The sequence below is a fragment of the Flavicella sediminum genome, assembly GCF_006381105.1.
GTDB classification, from domain to species: Bacteria; Bacteroidota; Bacteroidia; order Flavobacteriales; family Flavobacteriaceae; genus Flavicella; species Flavicella sediminum.
In genome coordinates, this window is the sequence record NZ_VDET01000016.1 from 68,239 (window position 1) to 81,036 (window position 12,798).

The window sequence follows — 12,798 nt, forward strand, 5'->3', positions numbered from 1 at the left end:
TTACACCTAACATTTACCATATCATGAATCAACTTGCCTTAGTTTCCGGAGCTATATTTGGAGCATTAGCCGTAGTCATTGGTGCTTTTGGAGCACATGCCTTAAAAAAAATTGCCACTTCAGAACAACTTAATAGTTTTGAAACAGGCGTAAAATATCAAATCTACCATGCCTTATTCCTTTTGTTTATGGGACAACAGTTTTCTTTTGAAAGCCCGATAGAAACATATGCCGTACTATGTATTCTTATGGGAACCCTTTTATTTTCATTTAGTATTTATGGTTTGGTCTTAAGTTCTATAAAAAACAAAAAGCTAAAATTTTTGGGTCCCATTACGCCATTAGGAGGTTTGTTATTAACCATCGGTTGGGTGCTTAGCTGTATCAGTTTCCTATAAAAACATAACAAAAACTAATTTAATGTTAATTTCCAAAGTGGCTCTTTTACAAAAGCCTATTAAAAAGTATCTTTGGCATTCACTAAATTAAAATTCATCCATGAACAAAATACTTTTATTTATAGTAGGAGCTACATTAATTGCTTGTAATACTACGCCAAAAAACTATGTTAGTATTTCAGGGAAACTTGAAAATGCAAGTTCAAAAACAATTACTGTTCAAAATAGAGACTATCAAAAAGAAATTGCCATTAAAGCTGATGGTACTTTTTCAGATACACTTCACTTAACAGAGGGAACTGAAAACTACGTTCAAAATTTCTATACCATTACTACTGAAAAAGGAAGAATGTATAGTTATTTAAAAAATGGTTTTGAACTGGCCATTGCTGCGGATGAAGCTGATTTTTCAAATACTTTAAAAGTTTCAGGGGAAGGCTCTGAAAATACCATGTACATTCTTGAAAGAATCAAAGCAAGTGAATCTTTAAACAAATTGGAAGAATTGTTTACTTTAGAAGAAGATGCTTTTATTGTACAAGTTGAAAAAATAAAAAACACCTTTGACGAAATTGTAAAAAAACACAGTTCTATTGCTAAAGATTTGTATGAGGGTGAGTTGAAAGGAAATGAAGAATTGTACACCAATTTATTAAAATCGTACGAACAACAAAATCACGTAGCAGCTAATACTGCAAAAGGGGCTCCATCACCTAAGTTTGTCAACTATGAGAATTACAAAGGTGGAACCACTTCTTTAGACGATTTAAAAGGAAAATATGTATACATTGATGTTTGGGCAACTTGGTGTGGTCCTTGTCGCCAACAAATTCCTTTTTTACAAGAATTAGAAAAAAAATACCACGGTAAAAATATTGAGTTTGTAAGTATCTCAACGGACAACCCTAATAAACATGAAGCATGGAAACAAATGATTGCCGAAAAACAAATGGGAGGTATTCAATTATTTGCAGGTAACGATCAAAGTTTTTCAATGGACTACCAAATTACAGGTATTCCAAGATTTATATTAGTAGATCCACAAGGAAATATTGTAGATGCAAATGCACCTAGACCTTCTGACCAGCGTTTGGTAGAGTTATTTAACTCTCTTAAAATTTAAGTCACAGGACAAGCTAAAAAAAGCCTCGCACGAAATTTCGTGCGAGGCTTTTTTTGTATTTAAATTTAAGTATTATTCAAACTTCACTGCTTTGGCCGGACTTATTTTTGTAATTATATAAGACGGAATAAGTAGCATGAGCAAACATAAAACCAACGTACCAACATTTAAAAGCAATACATAGCCCAAATGAATATAAACGGGTGCTTCAGACACATAATACGTTGCTGGATCTAAAGTAATGACTCCAAAATATTTTTGCACAAATAGCAAGGACAAACCAATCGTATTTCCCCAAAACAAACCACGAGCAATTAAATAAGAAGCATTGTACAAGAATATTTTTCGTACCGACCAATTATTAGCGCCCAATGCCTTTAATACACCAATAGCTTGTGTTCTTTCTAAAATTAATACAAGTAGTGCCGTAATCATGTTAATTCCGGCAACAAGAATCATAATGGCAATGATGATGTAAATATTGGTATCAAATAAACGCAACCACTCAAAAATTGAAGGATACATTTCTAAAATAGATTGGCTATTTAAGGTAGAAGAAATTTCGCTATAGATTAAATTTGATTTTTCTTCAAGTCGATCAAAATCGGCTAAAACAACTTCAAAACCTCCAACCTCATCATCTTTCCATTTGTTTAGTTTTCGAATGTGTTTGATGTCACCAATAACAATACTTTGATCAAATTCTTGAAAGCCCGAATTGTAAATTCCACACACGGTAAAAACACGTCTGTTAAATCTAGAAACACCACTATCTTTCATAAAATAGGTATCAAATTTATCACCCGTTACCAATCCTAAACGATCTGAAATAACTTCAGATATTAAAATTTCATTCGACAATTTATCGGTAAATACTGGTAATTTTCCTGCTACCAAATATTCTTGCAAGCTTTCCCAATTGTAATCTTCCCCCACACCTTTTAAAACAACACCTTCAAAATCTTTCTCTGTTCTAATAATTCCTGCTTTGGAAGCAAAGACTTGCACTTTTTTTACACCTTCAATATTTTTAAAATTGGGATAAAATTCTTGGTTTTTACTGATGGGAATTTGAGTCGTTTCTGAGTTGTTATTATCATAATTGATAATTTGAATATGCCCACGAAACACAGAGATTTTTTCTCGTATTTTATTTTGCAAGCCCAAACCTGTGGCAACGGTCACTAACATCATTACAATACCCAATGAAATAGCGGTAATTGCAATTTTTATTATTGGTGATGAAATACTACTTTTATGCTGTTTAGCAGCAGTAAACCGTTTGGCTAAAAATAATTCGTAATTCAATTTTTATGAGACTATTGATGAAAGTCAAAAATACATATAATTCTTTTGTATCGAGTACCAACAATCAAGTATTTAGTTTGAAAAAGTATAGCACAAATAAAACATGTTATGTGAATTGTTTTTCCATATGGACTCTTGTTTTTTCGTTTTGTTACCTGACTTCCTGCCAAGCGCAACCTATAGTAGTTGGAGCCAATGCCACAGAAAACTACCGCAAGCTTTTACAAAAAAAAAAAATAGGAATTGTTGCCAACCAAACATCTGTTATTTTTAAAGATAAAGCACAAACAAAATACACACATTTGGTAGATTCACTTTTGCAAATGGGGATTCACATTCAAAAAGTTTTTTCACCAGAACATGGTTTTAGAGGAAAAGCGGATGCGGCAGAACATGTAGCCAATGGCATAGACACGAAAACAGGATTGCCTATTATTTCTTTGTACGGAAAAAATAAAAAACCGAAGAAGGAGCAGCTTCAGAATTTAGACCTAATGGTTTTCGATATACAAGATGTTGGCGTTCGATTTTACACCTATATTTCTACCTTGCATTATATTTTAGAAGCCTGTGCTGAAAATAACATTCCCGTTTTGGTATTGGATCGTCCTAACCCAAATGGACATTATGTAGATGGGCCTAGCTTAGATTTAAAACACAAAAGTTTTGTAGGCATGCATGCCGTTCCTTTGGTTTATGGAATGACCATAGGAGAATATGCACAAATGATTAATGGTGAACAATGGCTAAAAAACAAAGTAAAATGCGACCTAACAGTTATCCCCTTAAAAAACTACACCCACCAAAGCAACTATCATTTACCCATTCGTCCTTCACCTAACTTGCCTAACGACAAATCAATCAACCTTTACCCTAGTTTGGGCTTTTTTGAAGGAACTTCTATCAATGCAGGTCGTGGAACAGAATTCCAATTCCAACGCTATGGAGCTCCCTGGTTTCCTAAAACAGAATTTACCTATACGCCTATTGCTAATTTTGGATCTAAATACCCGAAACATCAAAACAAATTGTGTTATGGTGTGAATTTAGAAAAAGAAAATCATCTTTCGAAGGTTTCTATACAGTGGCTAAAAGATGCCTATGAAAAAACACCCAAGGATTTTTTCGGGAAAACTTTTACCATTCACGCAGGAAATGAAAAACTTCAAAAACAACTTGAAGCGAATATTTCAGCACAAGAGATCGAAAATTCTTGGCAGGATGACATTACTGAGTTTAAAAAAATTAGAAAGAAATATCTTTTGTACGAATAACAAACTTAATCGTTCCAATTAATTAAAATTTGTTTTAAGGTTTCCGATTTCGAAATATAAAAAAACGACCAAAGCAATACCCAAACCATTAAAGCTATAAAAAATAGCACTCCTAAATTTGCGTTTTCCAATGAAATAAGCAGACTTAAAAAGAAGCCGATAACAATATTAAAGAGAATTGCTTTTTTTATACTCATTTTAAAAATTCCCGTCAAAAAATTATAGCCAATCAATTTATCTGTAATAATTACTTTTTGGGGATTGGAAAAATCGACTAAAATTTTATGTGACAATTCCATATCAATGATAATTTCGTCATTTTTTAAGTGATAACTATAATCAAATTTTTTCAATACTTCTTCTGTGCTTTCAATTTTCATTGGACAACGAATTTATTTTAAGAATAAGATGTTCCTTTTTCCACTCCTAAAAATATTCGTTTTTAATTAAACTAAGCCCTATTAGATGTTACCATTATGTAAACATTTATGCTTCAAACAACTATAAGAATTTATAAATTCAAAGATCAAGCCTTCAATTTCTTAATGTATGTATAAACACAAACGTTCCTTTTCCAATTTTATACGAGAAATTCGAAACTTAAAATTAGTATTAGCCTTTATTTGAAGAGAAAAAAAACACAAAGCGGGATGTGCTTTTAAAAATGAAGTTACTTGTTTGCTTAGATAGCTATCTTCAATTAAAAAGGTATCGAAATTTAATTTTTGTTTTTCAAAGAAACCGAAATCCAAAGCTTGTATAAGTTCTAAGGAAAATACGGCTTGTTTTTCTTCAAAACACACTTTAAAATTTTTGATGTAAAATTCTTTCTCTGAAACGGCATCGCCATAAAAACAGGCAAAACACTTTGTTTTTCTCAGCACTTGCTCCATCACAAATTTTGTTAAGAACCCGATCGAAATTTTGTTTGATTTTTTCCAGAAAGAGGCAAACGTTCTTTTAAATTTTCAACAATTCTAAAAGCTGCCGGACAAATACTGGTATTCTTCACCGTTAAATCTGTAATTTGAATAAATTTTCTACGGTTGGTATGTGGATATTCTGCACAGGCCTTTGGACGTACATCATAGATGGTACAAGTATTATCGTTTTCATCTAAAAAATGACATGGCACGGTTTGCAAAACATAAAAATCATCACCATCACGTTCCAAAAACTGATTCATAAAATCAATTTCTTTCATTTTAAAATGCTTAGAAATTCTTTCAATATCTTTTAAGGTAAAAATTGGACTACTTGTTTTGCAACAATTGGCACACTCCAAACAATCAGTCTTTTCAAATTCTTCATCATGCAATTCACGCATCGTCAAATCTAATGTCTTTGGCGTACGTCTTTTTAGGCGTTGAAAATATTTTAAAGAATCTTTTTCAACTTCTTTAGACAACCTTGGTAAATCAGCTAAACGTTTTTGCATGTCTTCCATGTGCTCTTATTGTAAAATTTAAATGTTTTTGCAAATATATGTTTTATTCAGTGCCTTGTTCCACAATTCTTTTTTTTGTGTAAAAACCAAGCTAATTATTTTGAAGCTTACGTTTATTTTCTACAGCAATTTCGGAACCTTCTGCTAGCATTACTGAAGTTGGTTTGGCAGTGTTTAAAACTCGAAATTCAGATCCGTAAACAGCTTCAAAATCGACATCAATTTCATACCTAAGTATTTTATAAGCTTCCCATTTTGTATGTTTTACTTCGTATTCATTCGTTAAAGAATCATTTACTTTGGCATAGCCCCAATAATGTTCGGTAATAAATTCTGTTTCACTATTTGGTGCAATTTCAAAAGCCTCCCTACTCGCCTCTATTTTTATTGCATTCCATTTATTTGCTTTTTTCCATTGATATGAAACCGTTCTTTTGTTATTTTCAGCACTCCAATCATGCTGCATGGCTAAGGTTTCATAATTTTCCTTATACACGGTATTGGCTACAAAAGTCAAGGCTTTTTTAGGAACAATTTCTTTGATAAAAACGACCCCTCTTTTCCATTCACCATTTTCAAATCGTTTTACGTAAAATCGCAAATTCACTTCTTCAAAATTGCTGTGAAAAGGAATTTTGAAACCCAATAATTTTGTGTTTTTAAACATAAAACCAACCAAGCTAATATACACCTTACCATTCCAAGTATCCAATTTTGTACCTGCAGGCACAAATTTTTTCAGCAATTCAGGTTCAATAGTATAATTGGCAAAGGCAAGTTTCCGCCATTCTGCTTTTAAAAAACTCATTGTAGCTTACCCATTTTTAAGTTCGTATTTTCAGATTTGTTAGAAATATTCTTCATCCTTTATTTTATTGCACCAAGGTTCCCCACTCGGTCCAAGAACCATCATAAACGGCTATTGAATTTTCAATAAGTTGTTCACTGGCTAAAAAAACAACACAAGCTGTAATTCCAGAACCACAACTAAAAATAACCGGTCTATCTTCTTGAATGCATTCTGAAAACAATTCTTTCAATTCCTCGGTACTTTTATATTTCCCGTCTTTTAAAACTTCGGTATAAGGCAGGTTTATTGAATTGGGAATGGTTCCACAGCGCAGTCCTTCTTTTGGTTCAGGTACCAAACTTTTAAAACGCTTTTCCGAACGCACATCCACTAGCAATTCTTTTTTAGAAATTACATTGGCCTCTACATCTTTAAATCTTCGAACAAATTCGGTGCTTAAATTCGCTTTAAAATTTCCTTTACCAACTTTTTTGACGACTCTTTTTTCTGTGGGAAATTTATGCAGCAACCATTCTGGGTAACCACCGTCTAAAACCGCAACATTCTTATGTCCCATACATTTAAACAACCACCAAACTCGTGGACTGGAATAAATGCCATCTATATCAAACACTACAATTATACTAGAAGAATTAATTCCCAAACGCTGACTGCTTTTTTCAAATTGTTCTGCCGAAGGAAAAGCACTGGGAAAGCAGTTCGATACATCACTAAAATCCTTTTTTATATCAAAATAACGTGCATTTTTAATGGTATCTTCTGTTAACTCTGTTGTTAAATTGGGCCTTTTTTTCTTGAAACTTGCATCTAAAATAATCAAATCAGGCTTGTCCAAATTTTCATGCAACCAATTTACGGAGACTATAGAATTTATCATGTTGTTTGTGTTTTTTAAGGGTGACTAAACTACAAATTTTCCTTATCAATAGCTTGTTGATTCTTTAAATAATAAGGATACAATTTATGAAAAGCATGCGCATATCTCGATGTACAATCCTGAATATCCCCTTCAAATCGCAACTTCTTTTTCACCCCAAAACTATAAATCCCTTTGCCTTTTGCAATACGAATTAACTTTTTAATAGCTTTTGGAGAAAGATGTTCATACAATGGTTCTATTATTTGGCATTGTTCTTTGGTTATATACTTTTGATCCCAATTTCTTGCTTCTTGACCAATTAGTTTTTGTTTCGACAAATAGACCTTATAAAACAAGGGAAACACATGCGCCAATACTTTTTGAGAACCTTCACTTGCAAACCATTCCAATTCTTTATTTCTAACAATACAGCTGCTAATAAAACGATTTTCAAAGTTGGCTAGCTGTCCAGCGACAATAGCAGTAACACCGGCGGTAATTATTTCATGTCCCCTATTTTTTCGCTCTTGGTCGAACCAAAAATAAAAATCACGAATTTGACAAATAGTTGTGTATTTTATATTTCCTTGGACTTGGCTTAAATTATAGCGATTTGCTTGCTGCCAAATTGCCGTATTACGGGTTCTATCTTTTTTTAACCAACAGCCTTCCTGCAAATTTATTTCACCTGTGCTATTTGTATAGGCTTTTAAACTTTTCCATTCTTGTGAAAAGCTTATGTGCGTCCCTAGAAAACACAAAACAAATAATAGTCCGTGTATTTTTTTAAATTTAAATTCCAATCTTCCTGTTTTCAATTCGGTAACACGAAGTTCAGCTTTTTATTTTTAGATAATCGGCATACGGTAATTTTTCTTCAAAGCGATTTAAAATATTTTTCTCAATTCTTGTCTCTCCTAACTCTTTTGCTTTGTCAATATGCTTCCAAGCATTTTTATAATTCCCTAATTGAAAACTTGTCAATGCTTTTTGATAATGTGCATAACTAAAATCGGGGGTTAATTTTATGGACAGGTTGTACAAAGAATCTGCTTTTTTCAGGAGTTTTGTATCGTTTGGAAAACCTTTATCGTAGTAATAATAACCATACATGGCATAATTCCGACCGTCCTTAGGGTCTATGGCAATTAGAGTGTTTAAACAGCTTATTCCGTTAGCCGCATCTTTAGCTTCAAAACTTTCCAAAGCCACCTCCCACAAGCCATCGTAATAATTAGCGTTAAATGAATTGATGGTGAATAGCCATTTGTTATCCGAAGTATTTTCCCAAGAGCCATAAGTTCTTATAAAAATTAAAACCGGATCCTCTTTTTTCAATTCATCGATCCAATAATTGTATAGTGTTTTTTGAATGGGCAGCCAAACGGTTCCGGTTTTTGTTTGAAGCAAGACTTCTTTTTCAAAAATATCAGACACAACAAAATCAGGTTGTATGCTTTTTATAACCATGCTAAGCCTTTTCATTTTATCTACAGAAATAGTCCGAAACTGCCCTGTATTTTTGACCAACAACATATACCCAAAAGTACCGCTATAGAAATTTATTTTATTCACTTTATCACCAAACTCGGTTTCATAAGAATTAAAATGAGCAGCAATGTCAGAAAATTCAGCAAAAGTATTTTTTGCTCTATTATGTACTACATTTGATTGAGAAAATGTTGGGTGTATCAGTAGAAAAAAAATGGCAAAACTTGTAATCTGTTTCATAGGAATTGTGTTTTCAGTTCTTAGCAATTGTTTTTAGTGTGGATTGCAACCAAATTTCAGCCAACTTAGGCCAAGTTTCTGCTGCTATATTTCCTTTGCGCATTCCATATCCATGTCCGCCTTTTGCCAACACATGCAACTCTACAGGAATTTTATGATTTCTTAATTCTTGAGCAAATACAAAGGAACTATTTCCATATTTATCATCAGCTGTTCCGAAAATAAAAAAAGGAGGAACCTCTTTACTCATGGTCAATTCAGGCGTAATACTTTTATTTTTTCCCTTGTCTAAATAAGCCGGATACAAGAGCATTGAAAAATTCGGTTTGCTAGACATTTCGTCAATAGCATCTATTTTTGTGTAAGAATCTACCGCAAATTGTGTGGAAGCTCTAGCGCACAAACTTCCGCCTGCGGAAAAACCTAAAGTACCAATTTTTTCAGGATGCAATCCATAACTAGCGGCCTTATAACGCACCATTTTAAGGGCTCTTTGTAAATCATTTAAAGCACCTAGCTGATTTTTAGGCACACGGTATTGAAGTACAAAAGCGGTATAGCCTAATTCTGAAAGCCATTCTGCAATTTCTGTACCTTCTTTATTTATGGCTAAAATACTGTAACCTCCACCTGGACAAACAATAATTCCTACGCCTAATTTTTTCGATTTCTTAGGTTCAAATACAAGCAATGCAGGATTTGTAATATCCGTAATTCTGGTCACATTTCCACGGGTGTTTTCCGTTTGAATAGGTGCGTGTTTTTGTTGTGACTCATTCGGAACTTTATTGGGCCACAAATAAAGTGTTTTGCTAGTTTGTGCTTGAAGAATATTGATAAAAAGGAAAAAGACAATTCCTTGAAAAATTAATCGCATGTATTTTAGTTTTATGCAGTTTGTAAACTAGCATTAAAAAATGATACGATTAAAATACAAAAAAATGTCTTTTGTTTTTGAGCTATTTTTTAGAAGTCACAAATCAAGTATCTTCTATTTTTATTTGGTATTTTTTTAAAAGTCCGGCAACCGACTGCAAAGAAAATTTTGCGCCTTTTATTTGATTGTCTTCAGGGTCAATGGTGTAATCGTATGAATTTCTAAAATCTGTTTTTTGCAAATTGCTCCTATCAAATGTAGCATTTCTCAAATCGCATTCGTCAAAAACAGCACCACTTATATCGCTATTGGTAAAATCTACTTCTTGCAACTTGCATTTTCTAAAAATACTTTTCGCCATTTTTTTACCATAAAATGAAGCATGATTTAATTGGCTGTTCTCTACTTGAATGGAAAAACCAAAATTACTTGATTTTTCAAAATGCAAGCCCAACATTTTACAGTCTTTAAAAATAACATCATTAAAAACGGTTTGATTTAAATTGGCCATACTAAAATTGCAGTCGTAAAATTCACATTCTATAAACTGCACTTCAGATAAATTGCTGTTTGAAAAGTTACAGTTAGAAAACACACAAATTTCATAATGCCCTTTTTCAAGTCTTGTTTCCGAAAAATCTTTTTTTTCAAATGTTTCTTCTTCTATAAATGCCTGTCCCATCAATTAGTTTCTTGGTGTATATTGGTAATTTTTATTTATGAATTTAATCATTACTAAAAGTAAAATCCTGACAAATCATAAGAAACATATAAGCTGTCAGAATTTTATTTATTGTAAAACGCCTATGGATTGGTAGACCATAAAGCGGCACTTTTCAGCATGGCTCTTCTTGGTAATTTTAAACCAGCCACAATCAACTCCGCAAAATCTGAAGGTTGCAATACACTGTCTTCAGAATCTTTGGAAGCAATTCCTAAATCAATAGTCATATCAGAAACAATGGTACTTGGCGTTAAGGTACACACACGGATATTGTTTTTACGAACTTCTTTCATCAATGATTCAGACATTCCAATTACGGCGAATTTAGAAGCAGAATAAGCAGAAGTCGTTGCGTTACCACTTAAACCAGCAGTAGAAGAAACATTGATAATATCTCCTTGATTTTTGTCTATTAAATAAGGGAGTACTTCTTTGGTTACATAATACATTCCCATTACATTGGTTTGAATAATTTGACTCCATTGACTTACATCCATGTCGTTAAACGTTCCAAAAGCAGCAATACCAGCATTGTTTACCAAAATATCAACACCTCCCAATTCAGTTACCAAATTTTTGATGGCTGTTTTAACTTCCTCATAATTTCCAACATCAAAAACAGCATAGCTTGCTTGCACACCAATAGTTTTTAATTCCGAAACAGTCGCTTTTAACACCGCTTCATTTCTTCCTGTAATAGCAACATCAATTCCTTCATTGGCAAAAGCAATGGCTGTCGCTTTTCCTAAACCTCTACCACCACCTGTAATGATTGCTTTTTTATTTTTTAAATTTTCCATGTGATTTTATTTTATCGATATGTATTTTATTTAACGAAAATTGGCTTCCTAATAAATTTATAAAAGTTCTATTTCACTAATCAAAGTTACAAAACTAAGATTTCGATTTGGTGTTTATACTGTTAATAAAAACTGTTTTTTTGCAGTTGAAATTAGAAGAGACTTCAACAGATTTAATCAACTAAATTTGATCTCCTTATTCTGTCTACTGAGCTTGTCGAAGCCCATTTTTCACTTTTCACTTTTCACTTTTCACTTTTCACTTTGCGGCGGCTGAGCTTGTCGAAGTCCAAACTTACAATATTCCATCCACGATTTTATTCTAGGGACATACACCATAGTAAGATAATTCTCAGATAAAAATATATTTGACCAGTCGTACCTTTGTGCTTGAACACCAAGATAAAATAAAAAAACAGCAACCCCCGCTTTGGGAATTAATTGCAACTCCTGTTCCGATAATTTTCTGTTTTTTTGATAGCCTTTTAAAAAATATTCTTTTTTTAATTCATAGACTTTCTTGTCACTTTCAATATGAAATAATTGCTTGCAAAAATAACCTACATCTAAAATTTGAGCTCCATTTCCACAAAAATCAAAATCGAAAATGGTAATTTCTTTTTCAGCAGTAATGGCCATATTATCATACCAAATATCTATATGAACAGCACCCTTTTGCGTATTTTCAAAATCAGACTTTTTAAAAAGCACTCCGGTTTCCTTGATGAATTTCATAGCTGCCAATTCCTCTGAAAAATATTTTTTCAAATATTCATAGGGCAATGTTATCAATGCTTTTTTATCATAGTTCACCCGATCCATGTTTTTATTTGCCGTGAGTTTATGAATTTTAGCCATCAATGTCCCTATTTCAAAACAAGTATCCTTATCTAAAAATCGAACTTTACCTCCCGCTGCAAAAGAAAAAAGGACAAGAAATCGAGTTCCTTCTGGAGCCTTTATTTCTTGAATAAATTCTCCTTTTGTATCTTTAATAGGATAAGAAACATTTAAATCCTGAGCCTTCAATTCTTGTAACAGTTCTAATTCTGCACTGACTTCCGTTTTCGACCTCCAATTATGACTATAAACACGTAGCACATATTTTGATTCTTGATTAGAAATAAAATATGTATGATTCATACCAGTCCTAAATATCTTACAATTGTAGTTTTTATGCAATCCGTATGTTTCTTTTACAAATTCACCTAATTCCTTTTCTGAAATTGTAGAAGTGACCACTGGTAGTACTTTCATGTTTTATTTAATTGAAGATAGCTTTTGGTAAAAGCATGGTTTCGTATTCTAGTTTTATTTTCAAAAAAACTTGGTAATAGAATTTAGAGCACTATTTTTTTGAAATGTAAATATAATCATCCTATGACACTTAGTATAGCATACGCATAGCTAATTAAAAACAACATTCAATATCTGAATTCCAAGACC

General features: G+C 32.6%; 14 protein-coding genes. 3 read left to right on the plus strand and 11 right to left on the minus strand.

The features are described from left to right. Window positions 1-23 precede the first annotated feature (23 nt). Complete coding sequence (locus FGM02_RS14005) at window positions 24-398, plus strand: DUF423 domain-containing protein (RefSeq protein ID WP_139959118.1); 375 nt, start codon at window positions 24-26, stop codon at window positions 396-398. Window positions 399-498: 100 nt separating this feature from the next. Further along, a complete protein-coding gene (locus tag FGM02_RS14010; RefSeq protein ID WP_139959119.1) occupies window positions 499-1,521 on the plus strand; it encodes a TlpA family protein disulfide reductase in 1,023 nt (340 codons plus the stop codon). Window positions 1,522-1,593: 72 nt separating this feature from the next. On the opposite strand, the gene FGM02_RS14015 is transcribed toward FGM02_RS14010, so the two are convergent. Continuing rightward, window positions 1,594-2,829 (minus strand): ABC transporter permease, encoded by a 1,236-nt coding sequence (locus FGM02_RS14015; protein WP_139959120.1) that lies wholly within the window; start codon window positions 2,827-2,829, stop codon window positions 1,594-1,596. A 110-nt stretch (window positions 2,830-2,939) separates the two neighbouring features. On the opposite strand from FGM02_RS14015, the gene FGM02_RS14020 reads away from it, so the two are divergent. Further along, the gene (locus tag FGM02_RS14020; protein WP_243739415.1) at window positions 2,940-4,103 is read left to right on the plus strand and encodes an exo-beta-N-acetylmuramidase NamZ family protein; all 1,164 of its coding nucleotides are present in this window, start codon (window positions 2,940-2,942) and stop codon (window positions 4,101-4,103) included. A gap of 5 nt (window positions 4,104-4,108) precedes the next feature. On the opposite strand, the gene FGM02_RS14025 is transcribed toward FGM02_RS14020, so the two are convergent. From FGM02_RS14025 to FGM02_RS14075, 10 genes are all read right to left on the minus strand, one after another. Further along, complete coding sequence (locus tag FGM02_RS14025) at window positions 4,109-4,483, minus strand: hypothetical protein (RefSeq protein ID WP_139959122.1); 375 nt, start codon at window positions 4,481-4,483, stop codon at window positions 4,109-4,111. 524 nt (window positions 4,484-5,007) lie between these two features. Beyond that, window positions 5,008-5,541, minus strand: a complete 534-nt coding sequence (locus tag FGM02_RS14035; protein WP_139959254.1) for a YkgJ family cysteine cluster protein — start codon at window positions 5,539-5,541, stop codon at window positions 5,008-5,010. A gap of 100 nt (window positions 5,542-5,641) precedes the next feature. Further along, complete coding sequence (locus FGM02_RS14040; protein WP_139959124.1) at window positions 5,642-6,358, minus strand: YqjF family protein; 717 nt, start codon at window positions 6,356-6,358, stop codon at window positions 5,642-5,644. Between the two features lie 64 nt (window positions 6,359-6,422). Next, entirely contained in the window at window positions 6,423-7,238 is an 816-nt protein-coding gene (locus tag FGM02_RS14045) for a sulfurtransferase (protein WP_139959125.1), read from the minus strand. A 29-nt stretch (window positions 7,239-7,267) separates the two neighbouring features. Further along, window positions 7,268-8,038 (minus strand): hypothetical protein, encoded by a 771-nt coding sequence (locus tag FGM02_RS14050; RefSeq protein ID WP_139959126.1) that lies wholly within the window; start codon window positions 8,036-8,038, stop codon window positions 7,268-7,270. A gap of 16 nt (window positions 8,039-8,054) precedes the next feature. Beyond that, the gene (locus tag FGM02_RS14055) at window positions 8,055-8,951 is read right to left on the minus strand and encodes a hypothetical protein (protein WP_139959127.1); all 897 of its coding nucleotides are present in this window, start codon (window positions 8,949-8,951) and stop codon (window positions 8,055-8,057) included. Between the two features lie 13 nt (window positions 8,952-8,964). Then, a complete protein-coding gene (locus FGM02_RS14060; RefSeq protein ID WP_139959128.1) occupies window positions 8,965-9,828 on the minus strand; it encodes an alpha/beta hydrolase in 864 nt (287 codons plus the stop codon). Window positions 9,829-9,931: 103 nt separating this feature from the next. After that, window positions 9,932-10,510 (minus strand): pentapeptide repeat-containing protein, encoded by a 579-nt coding sequence (locus FGM02_RS14065; RefSeq protein WP_139959129.1) that lies wholly within the window; start codon window positions 10,508-10,510, stop codon window positions 9,932-9,934. Between the two features lie 122 nt (window positions 10,511-10,632). Further along, complete coding sequence (locus FGM02_RS14070) at window positions 10,633-11,352, minus strand: 3-ketoacyl-ACP reductase (protein WP_139959130.1); 720 nt, start codon at window positions 11,350-11,352, stop codon at window positions 10,633-10,635. 252 nt (window positions 11,353-11,604) lie between these two features. Then, window positions 11,605-12,609 (minus strand): phosphotransferase, encoded by a 1,005-nt coding sequence (locus FGM02_RS14075; protein ID WP_139959131.1) that lies wholly within the window; start codon window positions 12,607-12,609, stop codon window positions 11,605-11,607. Window positions 12,610-12,798 lie beyond the last annotated feature (189 nt).

What these genes read in the sequence shown, in the direction of transcription:
- FGM02_RS14005 (WP_139959118.1), top strand. Translation starts at nt 24, where the DNA reads ATGAATCAACTTGCCTTAGTTTCCGGAGCTATATTTGGAGCATTAGCC.
- FGM02_RS14010 (WP_139959119.1), top strand. Translation starts at nt 499, where the DNA reads ATGAACAAAATACTTTTATTTATAGTAGGAGCTACATTAATTGCTTGT.
- FGM02_RS14025 (WP_139959122.1), bottom strand. Translation starts at nt 4,483, where the DNA reads ATGAAAATTGAAAGCACAGAAGAAGTATTGAAAAAATTTGATTATAGT.
- FGM02_RS14035 (WP_139959254.1), bottom strand. Translation starts at nt 5,541, where the DNA reads ATGCAAAAACGTTTAGCTGATTTACCAAGGTTGTCTAAAGAAGTTGAA.
- FGM02_RS14040 (WP_139959124.1), bottom strand. Translation starts at nt 6,358, where the DNA reads ATGAGTTTTTTAAAAGCAGAATGGCGGAAACTTGCCTTTGCCAATTAT.
- FGM02_RS14045 (WP_139959125.1), bottom strand. Translation starts at nt 7,238, where the DNA reads ATGATAAATTCTATAGTCTCCGTAAATTGGTTGCATGAAAATTTGGAC.
- FGM02_RS14055 (WP_139959127.1), bottom strand. Translation starts at nt 8,951, where the DNA reads ATGAAACAGATTACAAGTTTTGCCATTTTTTTTCTACTGATACACCCA.
- FGM02_RS14060 (WP_139959128.1), bottom strand. Translation starts at nt 9,828, where the DNA reads ATGCGATTAATTTTTCAAGGAATTGTCTTTTTCCTTTTTATCAATATT.
- FGM02_RS14065 (WP_139959129.1), bottom strand. Translation starts at nt 10,510, where the DNA reads ATGGGACAGGCATTTATAGAAGAAGAAACATTTGAAAAAAAAGATTTT.
- FGM02_RS14070 (WP_139959130.1), bottom strand. Translation starts at nt 11,352, where the DNA reads ATGGAAAATTTAAAAAATAAAAAAGCAATCATTACAGGTGGTGGTAGA.
- FGM02_RS14075 (WP_139959131.1), bottom strand. Translation starts at nt 12,609, where the DNA reads ATGAAAGTACTACCAGTGGTCACTTCTACAATTTCAGAAAAGGAATTA.